This window comes from Huintestinicola sp. (assembly GCF_051882455.1).
Lineage (GTDB): Bacteria > Bacillota > Clostridia > Oscillospirales > Ruminococcaceae > Huintestinicola.
The window spans coordinates 22,109-33,472 of record NZ_JBJERV010000065.1; the positions used below are offsets into that span (position 1 = coordinate 22,109).

An 11,364-nucleotide genomic window follows, 5' to 3' on the forward strand; every position below is an offset into this window, starting at 1 on the left:
GGAAAGAGGAGAGCGCTATGCGGGAGTTTTTACCGGAACTGAAAAAAGACGCTGACGAGTCCGACAGCAGAACTCTTGGGCTTATTACATTTGCTGTAGCATTTATCGGATCATTTATGTGCGTGGTGAACATATTCACCCGCTGCTGGGAAATGGCTGCTATCTCGGGGGGAATTAGCCTGTGGTGCATACTTATTTTCATTATTTTCAAAAAATCGGGCAGCCTGTTTGCTGTAAGCGCAGGCACTCTTTCCGCTATTGGCGTTATGATGATGTATTTTCTGGTGACGGGCGGTGTTGACGGCTTCAGCATCGTATGGCTCCTGCTTGTGCCCCCTATCGGGATATACTGCTACAAGCTTTATTACGGCGGAGCTTTCAGCATACTGCTGGGCGTTCTTATCGCAATATACCTCTGGACGCCCCTCCACGAGCTGGGTTATGCTTACTCGGACACCTACCTTCTGAGATTTCCCATCGTTTATTTCTTTGATACGATTGTAAGCGTTTACATAAACTACAAGCTGTGGCTTTCCCATAAGCAGCAGAAGGAGCTGCTGGAAATGTCCGAACGTGCCAACAACACAAAGGGCGATTTCCTTGCAAATATGAGCCACGAGATAAGAACGCCCATGAACGCTATTGTGGGTATGTGCGAGCTTATCCTGAGAGAAAGCGACATCAGCCCTGCTGTAAGAGAATACTGCTTCAATATCCAGAATTCGGGCAGGAGCCTGCTTTCCATAATCAATGACATTCTTGATTTTTCCAAGATAGAGTCGGGAAAAATGGAGCTTATCCTCGATGAGTTCAACATCGCTTCTACCCTGAACGATGTCATCAATATGGCGGTGACAAGAAAAGAGGACAAGGATATCGAGCTTATCGTCAGAGCCGACCCCGATATACCCATCGGGCTTGTGGGCGACGAGATACGCATAAGACAGGTCATCATAAACCTTGTTACCAATGCGGTGAAGTTCACTCAGAAGGGCTGCGTGGTCATTAAGGTGACCCAGACTAAGCACGACTATGGCATAAATCTTTCCGTCTCCGTTTCGGATACGGGCATTGGCATTTCTCCCGAAAATATTGAAAAGCTTTTTAACAGCTTCCAGCAGGTGGATACCAAGAAAAACCGCTCCGTTGAGGGTACGGGTCTGGGACTTGCTATCTCAAAGCGGCTTATCAAGAGCATGGGCGGCTTTCTGAATGTCTCCAGCGTTTACGGCTCAGGCTCAGAGTTCCGCTTCGTTATCCCTCTCAAGGTCTCCGACAGCCGTCCCTTTATTTCCATCAAGGACGCTGACAAAATTCACGCTGCGGGATATATCGACCTTAACAAATTTGAGAACAGGCGCGTGGCGCAGGAATATCAGACCCTTATCGCTGAGCTCGGGGAGGGGCTTCATACGGATATCGAGCTTCTTGCCACTGCCGATGACCTGAAAGCGGCTGTGGAGTCGAAAAAATACACCCACCTTTTTGCCGCAAAGGACGAATATCTGGCTAACGAGGACTTCTTCAAGGAGCAGTCAAGGGACAAGACGGTGGTCGTTGTTCAGGACAGGCAGGGTGCTATTGACATTCCTTCCCACATGAAGTGCATTTATAAGCCCTTTTATTCCCTTTCCGTGGCTTCGGTGCTCAATAACGAGAGCATTCTTACCAATCTGAACGAGCGCAGGGATTCTTCCATCAGATTTGTGGCTCCCAAGGCAAGGATACTTATTGTTGACGATAATATCATCAATCTCAAGGTGGCTGTGGGTCTTATGAGACCCTATCATATGCAGGTGCTTACTGCGGACAGCGGTCAGGCGGCTATTTCTATGCTCCGCTCCAAGGATTTCCATCTGGTATTTATGGACCATATGATGCCCGAAATGGACGGCGTGGAGGCTACGAGGGCGATCCGTGCCATGGAGGGCGATTACTACAAGAAGCTGCCCATTATCGCGCTTACAGCAAATGCGGTAAACGGCGCAAGAGATATGTTCATAAGCTCGGGCTTCAACGATTTTATGCCCAAGCCCATTGAAATGTCCTCCCTTGACAGAGTGCTCAAGGCGTGGCTGCCCAAGGAGCTTATCAAGGCTCCCTCTGGTGAGATGCGATACCCGGGCGGCGACAGGAGAAAGCCCCGCACACAGACCGCTCAGCCCCAGAAGAAGGACGGACTTATCAGCGAGGAAACGGGTATTTTCTACACGGGCGGCGACAGAGAGGCATATAATGATATTCTGGGCGTTTACGTCCGCAAGAGCGGCGAAAAGCTGGAACAGATAAAAGACCTTTTTGAGAAGAAGGACTGGAAAAATTACGTTATCGAGGTACACGCTCTGAAAAGCTCCTCCCTCACCATCGGTGCAAAGCAGCTTTCCGAGATGGCAAAGGAGCTGGAGCTTGCGGGCAAGGGCGGTGATATCCGACTTATCGAGGAGAAAAACGGCGCTTTGCTGGAAATGTATTCCAAGGTGGCTGCCGAGGGCGCAGAGCGGCTGGGTATCTCTCTTACGCCTGCCGAGGCAGAGACGGCGGCTCCTTCTGATGAGACCCCCGCAGAGGAGACTGAGGTGCTCCCGGAAATGGCTTCGGAAAAGCTTTCGGAGATCATCAAGCGCTTATACTCCGCCTGCGACTCATTTGACGGGGACGAGATATCCGCTGCCTGCAAGGAGACTGAGGGATATTCCTTTAATGGCAAGGCTCTGAAACCCCTGTTTGACTCCGTTTGTGCAGACGCTGAGGATTTTGAGTATGACAGCGCCCGTGAAAAAACGGAAAAGCTTGCTGCTGAGTTCGGTTTATCGGAGGTGTGATATATGAGCGAGAAAAGGGTCGGCATTATTGCCGAGTGCGTTTGCGATCTGCCGAAAAATATCCTGCACGAATTTAACATCGACATCGTATGTCACCTTATTGAGACGGACAGCGGCGTTTTTACCGATACGGAGGAGATAACCGCTGAAAATATACTCCAGTATATGACGGAGGGCGGCGGAAAATCACGTTCTACGGCTCCGCCTCCCGAGGCTTACGAGGCTGCCTTCCGTAAAAAGCTTTCGGCGTATGAAGAGGTCGTTCTGGTGTCCATAAGCTCGGGCATAAGCCTTTCCTGCGAGAATGCCCGCAAGGCTGTGGAGGCTATGGGCGACGAGGGCAGAAGAGTTCACGTTTTTGATTCCCGCCACCTGTCAACAGGGCTGGGACATATGGTCATCAAGGCGGCTCAGCTTGCCAAGGCGGGCTTTACAGCAGACAAGATAATTGCCGAGCTCGAGGATATGAGAGAGATGGTCTCCACCACTTTTATTACGGAAAATGCCGATTTTCTCTGCCGCAACGGGCTTGTTCCCGATTCCGTAAGACGGCTGTGCTCCGCATTTTCTATCCACCCCGTTCTTCAGATGAAAAACGGCAGCATTGTTCTCAAGGGGATCGAGATAGGCGAATATAATGCCGCTGCATTGCGGTATGTCAGAAAAACTCTCAAAAATACCAAAAAGATCGATACAAAAAGAGTGTTCCTCACCTATGCGGGGTGCAGCGTCAGGACCGTCAATATGATAAAAAGGGAGATCGAGGGCTGCTGCGCTTTTGAAGAAATGTTCGTTACAAAGGCGTCTGCCACTATCTCAAGCAACTGCGGTCCCAACACCTTCGGCGTGTTATATGTAAAATCGAAAGGAGTCAGCTTATGAAGCATATTCTTATTGTTGACGATAACAAGACCAATCTTGCCTCCGCACGTTCGGTGCTCAGCGATACATACAAGATAACGGCGGTGACTATGGGCGCTCAGGCTCTTAAATTCCTGGAAAACAACAGCTGCGACCTTATTCTCCTTGACATAAATATGCCCGAGATGGACGGCTTTGAGGTAATGGCGAGGATACGTGAGAACGAGCACTGCGCGGGTATTCCCATAATCTTCCTTACTGCGGATAATGACGCCGCTACCGAGAGCCGCTGCCTTGAAGCGGGGGCTCTGGATTTTATTGCCAAGCCCTTTGTAGCAATGGTCATGAAGTCCCGTATCAGCAGGATACTTGAGCTTGAGGATATGCGAAAGAAGCTGGCGGATAAGCTTGAGCAGAAGATCCAGGAGGTCAGCGACATCAAGAGCCGTTCCCAGCAGGACGCTTTAACGGGGCTCTGGAACAGAGCTTACACCGAGGGCGCTGTGAACAAGCTTATTGAAGAGGGTGCCAGGGGCGCTCTGTTTATGATAGATATGGACAATTTCAAGGCGATAAACGATAATTACGGTCATCTTGAGGGAGACAAGACTCTGAAAATGTTTGCGGACACTATGCGGAATTTCTCTTCCGACGGCGATGTGCTCTGCCGTATCGGCGGAGATGAGTTCGTTATGTTTGTAAACGGCAGGACCTCCAAGGCGGAGATAGGAAATCTGGCTTCGGACATCATTTCCGATCTTTGCTACAAGATAGAGCAGTGCAAGTACGAGACAAACTCCTCCGTTTCCATCGGTATTTCCCAGACCCCCGAGGACGGCACGGACTTCAACAAGCTTTACAACTCCGCCGACAAGGCGCTGTATTACGTTAAGCAGAACGGCAAGAACTCCTTCCATTTCTTCAGCGAGCAGCGTGACGCCGAGAAGAGCAGAGGAAGCAATCTGGTGGACCTTCAGTATCTTCGCGAGGTGATGTCGAGAGCCGATTCGGGCAAGGGCGCTTATCAGCTTGACCTGGACAGCTTCCACCACGTTTACAATTTTATCCGCCGCTTTGTGGAGAGAAGCGGCAGAGACGTTCAGACTGTGCTTTTCACTGCTGTTACTCCCGAAAATACCGATGTGGGCGTTGAGGAGACGGAAATTGCCCTCGAGATGATGGAGCAGGCTATTTACACCTCCCTCCGCAGAGTGGACGTTTCCACAAGATACTCAAGCAAGCAGATAATCGTTATCCTTATGGACGCAAATCCCGAAAACGGCGCTCTTGTGGCTAAGAGGATAATCGACTGCTACAACAGGCTTTATACGGGCAAAAATGTGACTTTTGAATTCGGCATTGCTCAGATGGATAAGCTTGATCTTAAAGTGAAGAAATGACCCGTTTTGTATAATGCTAAGCAGTCTGTATAGAATATATGGGCTGCTTTTATTATTCATATATTAAATAAATTGCACCACTTGATTATTTCCGCCGGAAATGTTATAATATAGATTATTTAGATACAATAAAAGAGGTATGAGCAGTTGATAAAGAAATGGTTGATAAATTCTCCCGATGAAAATGCGGTAAAGGAGCTTTCGGCAAAGGGCGGGCTTACTTCCCTTGCCGCAAGGACGCTGGTCTCCGCAGGCATTGACACGATGGATAAGGCAGTAAGCTTTTTCGGTCAGCAGGAGGAAAAGGACTTCGATATGGGCTTTTCCGACCCTTTTCTTATCCGTGATATGGAAAGAGCCTGCGAGCTTCTGAATGAAGCTGTTGACAGCGGCGAGCTGATTTGCGTTTACGGCGACTACGACTGCGACGGAGTGACTGCCACTGCCGTTCTTTCGGGATATCTGACTGATATCGGCGGAAATGTCATAACATATATTAACGAGCGCTCAGAGGGCTACGGAATGAACCTTGAGGCTGTAAAGAAGCTCAGTGAACGGGGAGTTTCCCTTATCGTCACTGTTGATAACGGGATCTCCGCTATAGACGAAGCCGCTTTGTGCAAAGAACTGGGCATTACCCTTATCATAACCGACCACCACCAGCCAAGGGATATCCTTCCCGAGGCAGCTGCTGTAGTCGACCCCCACCGTCCCGACTGCCCCTCATTTTACAAGGATTACTGCGGCTGCGGACTTGCCCTCAAGCTTATTGCCGCTATGGAGGGCGGTGATATGGAGAGGGCGGTGGAGCAGTATTCCGACCTTGCCGCCATTGCCACCGTTGCCGATGTGGTGCCCCTTACGGGGGAGAACAGGGAGATAGTCCGCTACGGGCTCCATTACCTTGAAAACACCGAAAACGAGGGGCTGAGGGCGCTTATTGAAAAATCGGGGCTTAAACCTCCCTACACCTCCACCTCTGCGGCATTCACCCTTGCACCGAGGATAAATGCCGCAGGACGGATAGGCTCTCCCTCCGACGCACTAAAGCTTTTAATGTCCGAAACTCCCGAGGAGGCAGAGGAATATGCGGAGAAGGTATGCGCCTTAAACAGCGAGCGGAAGGAATATGAAAATAAGATGATCGCAGACATTGCTGCTCAGATAAAGGCTGACAGCACCCTCCTTGACGGCAGAGTGCTTGTATTCAGAGGGAACGGCTGGCACCATGGGGTCATCGGCATTGCCGCCGCAAGGTGTGTTGAGAAATTCGGAAAGCCCGTTTTTCTTATGTCCGCAGACGAGGGGGAAACCGAGCTGCGCGGCTCTGCCCGTTCCATTGAGGGGCTGAATGTTTTCAAGGCACTTTCCTTTGCGGAGGAGACACTGACCAAATTCGGGGGACATTCGGGTGCGGGAGGTTTTTCTCTTGAAGCGGATAAGTTCCCCATGTTCAGGCAGAAGCTTCTGGAATATGCAGATATACAGGCGGCGGAAGGTATTCCCTGTGTGCCCGTTATACAGGTGGGCGGTGCCATATCCCCCTCGGAGCTTACGGTGCAGGGAGTAAAAGGACTCACTGTTCTTGAGCCCTTCGGAGAGGGAAATCCCCGCCCCGTATTCCTTCTGCAGGGCTGCCGCATTGACGATATCATCTCCCTTTCAAACGGCGCTCACACGAAGCTCAGCGTTTCGGGGGGAGGAACACAGCTTACGGGGCTTATGTTCGGCACAAAGACCGATGAATTCCCGCTGAAAAGGGGAGACGAGGCAAATCTTCTCATATCTCCCGAGATAAACAGCTTTGGCGGCAAAGAGAGCGTGAGTCTCAGAATTACGGATATCCGCCGAAAGGGACTAAATCAGCAGAAGCTTATCGCCGCCGAGGAGACCTATTATATGTTCAGGCGGGGCGAGAAGCTTGACGGCAGGCTTATCCCTCTGATGATACCCGAAAGAGCCGACCTTGCGGCAGTTTACAAGGCGGCAGGCAGGCAGAGACTTTCTCCTATGGGGCTGTACAGCCGACTTGAAACGGAAATGAACTACTGCAAATTCTTACTTTGTCTGGATATTTTTTCCGAGACGGGGCTTATGGAATTTGACCGCTGCGCCGAAAAGGTACATATTATCCCCGGTGCGCCCAAGGCGAATACAGACCTTGCGCCCACTATGCAGCGGCTTAAAGCTTTGATATAACGGATAACTTCTTCATAAAAGGACGGTCATTGTTATGATAAATAAATCCGAAACGGTATATACCATAGATTCTCTTATTCAGAAAATACTCGATGATGAAAAGCAGTACGACCTGAGCAAGATAATCTCAGCCTATGAGCTTGCCGCAAAGGCACACGCAAATCAGGTGCGCTCCTCCGGCGAGCCGTACATCACCCACCCTGTGGCGGTGGCGTATATCCTGCTGGAGCTGGGAATGGATACCGATACCATCTGTGCCGCTCTTCTTCACGACGTGGTGGAGGACACCGACACCACCCTTGAGGAGCTGAAAAAGCTTTTCGGTCAGGACGTGGCAATGCTGGTTGACGGCGTAACAAAGCTGGGCAAGATCCCCCTTTTCACCAAGGAGGAGCAGCAGGCGGAGAATGTACGAAAAATTCTCCTTGCAATGTCCCAGGATATCCGCGTTATAATCATAAAGCTCTGCGACCGTCTCCACAATATGAGAACGCTCCAGTTCCGCCCCGCAAACAAGCAGAGAAATACCGCTCTGGAGACAATGAACATCTACGCTCCCATTGCCCATCGTCTCGGTATCCGCAAGATAAAGGACGAGATAGAGGACCTGTCATTTCGCTACCTCGACCCATATGCATATGCCGAGATCGAGCAGAGCCTTAAGATCCGCAGCGACGAGCGTCAGGCTTTCATTAAGTCCATCGAGGAGCAGATAGCAAAGCGCTTTACGGAAATGGGTCTCCCCGAGCCGCAGATGTCGGGACGTGTAAAATCCGTTTACGGAATTTACCGCAAGGCGTTTATCAAGGGCAAGGGTCTTGACGAGGTGTATGACATCTACGCCGTAAGAATTATCGTAAATACCGTAAACGAGTGCTACAATGCTTTAGGTATAATCCACGATATGTACAGACCCATACCCAACCGCTTCAAGGATTATATCGCCACACCCAAGGCGAATATGTATCAGTCCCTCCACACCACCGTTATCGGCAGAGAGGGCATTCCCTTTGAGGTGCAGATAAGAACGGTGGATATGAACTACACCGCCGAATACGGAATTGCCGCTCACTGGAAATACAAGGAGGGCATCAAGGGCAAGGACAAGCTGGAAAGCCGCCTTGCATGGATAAGGCAGATAATCGAGGCACAGCAGGAGACGGACGATGTTGAGGAAATTGTCCGCACCATCAAGAGCGATCTTGCTCCCGAGGATATTTTCGCATTCACCCCCAAGGGAGATATCATAACCCTCCCCGCAGGAGCCACCATTATAGACTTTGCCTATGCTATCCACACACAGGTGGGCAACAAGATGAAGGGCGCAAAGGTGGACGGAAAGCTTGTGTCCCTTGATTATCAGCTCCAGACGGGCGAGATAGTTGAGATACTCACCTCCCAGTCCCCCGACCATGGACCAAATCGTGCGTGGCTTGACATCTGCAAGACAAACGAAGCAAAGTCCAAGATACGCTCCTGGTTCAAAAAGGAGCGCCGTGAGGAAAATATCGCAAACGGAAAGGAAGCCATCGAGCACGAGTTCAAGCGCTTCGGCATAAACATTCCCCCCGAGGAGATGGAAAAATTCCTGGCGGACGATATGAAGCGGCATAACTGCGCCGAGCTGGACGATTTCTATGCCGCAGTGGGATACGGCGGAATAATCCTTTCGAGGATAATGCCCCGTCTCAAGGACACATATGCTAAGCTCACCGCCGCTCCTGCCGCAAAGCCCGTTCCCTTCTCCCCCAGAAAGAGCAATACGGGCATTATCGTGGGCGGCGAGAGCAATATCGACGTGAAGCTTTCCAAGTGCTGCAATCCTCTGCCCGGAGAGGACATTATCGGCTTTATCACCAAGGGTCACGGCGTTTCCGTTCACAGAAAGGACTGCTCCAAGTATGTTGAGGCAATGGAAAAGGGTATCGAGACCGACCGCTGGGTTGAGGTAACATGGGCTGAAAATGCAAAGGAAAACGACAATCCCATATTCAAGGCGGCTATCGATGTGGTTTCCTATGACGGCATCACTCTCCTTGCAAATGTTGCGGCAGTTACCGCAGAAATGCGCATACCCGTTTCCGAAATGTCCACAAAGACACTGAAAAACGGCAACGCAAACCTTATTATGACCTGCTCCATAGCAGGCGTGGGACAGCTTACTCAGCTTATCGGCAGACTGAGAAAAATTCCCGATGTTATCAGCGCTGAGAGAATTATTAAGTGATATCCTATAGGATATCATATCCGAAAGGAGACTTCTATGAAGCTTCATCTGAAAAACGGAAGATACCTTGATGTGCGCACTATGACCGTAAAGCGGGGCAGCGTCTGCACCGACGGCGGCGTATTTTCCTATGTGGGCGAAGATCCCCCCGAGGATAGCTTTGACCGTATTATCGACCTTAACGGAAACCTTGTAATTCCCGGTCTCTGCGACGCTCATACCCATTCGCCTATGGTTTTCCTCCGTTCCTTTGCGGAGGACCTGCCCCTGGACAAATGGCTTACCGAAGCGGTTTTTCCCCATGAGGCAAAGCTTACTCCCGAGGATAATTATACGCTTACAAAGCTTGCGGTGGCAGAGTATGTCTCAAACGGCATAACCTCCTGCTTTGATATGTACTATTTCCCCGAGGCAATGGCGAAGGCTTTTACCGAAACGGGCTTTCGCTGCGTTTTCTGCGGTGCCCTCAACAATTTCAGCGAGTCTCCCGAGAAGCTTGAGGAATACTATCTCAAATTCAATGATCATGACCCGCTTATCTCATACAAGCTGGGCTTTCACGCGGAATATACCACAAGCCTTGAGCTGATGAAGGCTGTTGCGGGGCTTGCTCACAAGTACAAAGCCCCCGTATGGTGCCACAACAGCGAAACAAAGTCCGAGACAGAGGAATGTATCGCCCGTTACGGCAAAACTCCCACGGGAATAATGGACAGCATAGGAATGTTCGATTTCGGCGGGGGCGGATATCACTGCATATATCTCACTCCCGAGGACTATGATATATTTGCCCGCCGCAATATGACCGTTGTTACAAACCCATGCAGCAATTTAAAGCTTGCAAGCGGCATTGCAGACACGACCGAGGTATGCAGACGGGGAATAGGTCTTGCCATAGGAACAGACGGAGCCGCCAGCAACAATGCCCTTGATATGTTCAGGGAGATGTACCTCTGTTCGGTGCTCCGGAAGCTCAGAAGCAATGACGCAGCTGCAATGCCTGCGGAAAATGTGCTGAGAGCCGCCACACTTGGAGGAGCCGCGGCAATGGAGATAAACAGCGGCGTTATAGAAACAGGCAGGAACGCCGATTTTGCGGTGATAGATATGTCCGCGCCCAATATGCAGCCCGAGAACGATATTGTTAAAAACCTCGTGTACAGCGGCTCGGGGGCAAATGTGACAATGACCGCCGTGAACGGAAATATCCTCTATGAAAAGGGCGAATTTTTCATAGGTGAGGATATGGACGCGCTTTACGGCATGGTAAGAAAAATCTGTGAAAGGATATTTTCGTGACAGATGAAAATGACCGATAAGATAACCGCCCTCAGCGGAGTTGCCGCAAAGAGGGCGGCGCTTTATAATAAGCTTGGGATAGAGACCGTGGGCGATCTCATAAACCATTTCCCAAAAAGCTACACCGATTATTCGGAAACGGTGAAGATAGCAGACGCCATTGTTAACGAGCAGGCTGTCATAAAGGGCTTTGTTACAAAGAAAATTCCTGCCGCACGTATAAGGCAGGGGCTTGTGCTCTACAAGGTCATAGTGGACGACGGCAGCGACACTCTCACCGTTGTGCTGTATAACAACCGCTTTGCCTATGAAGCTCTGGAAATTGACAAGGAATACCGCCTTTTCGGACGGGTCACAGGGGGCTTTACCCGCAAGGAAATGAACACCCCTCAGATCATCGCGGCAGATGAAACAAATCTTATCCGCCCGAAATACGCCCTTACCGAGGGGCTCAGCGCACAGATGGTCATTACCAATATGACCGAGGCTCTGCGCTCGGTTTCCGAGCAGATAGAGGAGTTTATCCCCGATGATATCAGGCAGAGATATGAGCTTT

The 11,364-nt window shown here is 50.5% G+C and carries 6 protein-coding genes and 1 pseudogene; all 7 read left to right on the forward strand.

The genetic code is table 11. The features are described 5' to 3' along the window. Nucleotides 1-17 precede the first annotated feature (17 nt). Entirely contained in the window at nucleotides 18-2,822 is a 2,805-nt protein-coding gene (locus tag ACI4J0_RS08805; protein WP_439765445.1) for an ATP-binding protein, read from the forward strand. Nucleotides 2,823-2,825: 3 nt separating this feature from the next. Next, nucleotides 2,826-3,704 carry a DegV family protein gene (locus ACI4J0_RS08810; RefSeq protein ID WP_439765446.1) on the forward strand — a complete coding sequence of 293 codons (879 nt, stop codon included), beginning with the start codon at nucleotides 2,826-2,828 and terminating at the stop codon, nucleotides 3,702-3,704. Beyond that, nucleotides 3,701-5,083, forward strand: a complete 1,383-nt coding sequence (locus ACI4J0_RS08815; protein ID WP_439765447.1) for a diguanylate cyclase domain-containing protein — start codon at nucleotides 3,701-3,703, stop codon at nucleotides 5,081-5,083. The genes ACI4J0_RS08810 and ACI4J0_RS08815 overlap by 4 nt, the downstream gene beginning before the upstream one ends. 147 nt (nucleotides 5,084-5,230) lie before the next feature. Then, entirely contained in the window at nucleotides 5,231-7,282 is a 2,052-nt protein-coding gene (recJ, locus tag ACI4J0_RS08820) for a single-stranded-DNA-specific exonuclease RecJ (protein WP_439765448.1), read from the forward strand. A gap of 34 nt (nucleotides 7,283-7,316) precedes the next feature. Next, nucleotides 7,317-9,509, forward strand: coding sequence for a RelA/SpoT family protein (locus ACI4J0_RS08825; protein ID WP_439765449.1), 2,193 nt, complete (start codon nucleotides 7,317-7,319; stop codon nucleotides 9,507-9,509). A 36-nt stretch (nucleotides 9,510-9,545) separates the two neighbouring features. Then, a complete protein-coding gene (locus ACI4J0_RS08830; RefSeq protein ID WP_439765450.1) occupies nucleotides 9,546-10,808 on the forward strand; it encodes an amidohydrolase family protein in 1,263 nt (420 codons plus the stop codon). 3 nt (nucleotides 10,809-10,811) lie between these two features. Then, nucleotides 10,812-11,364: pseudogene (locus ACI4J0_RS08835) on the forward strand (ATP-dependent DNA helicase RecG); the annotation flags it as partial.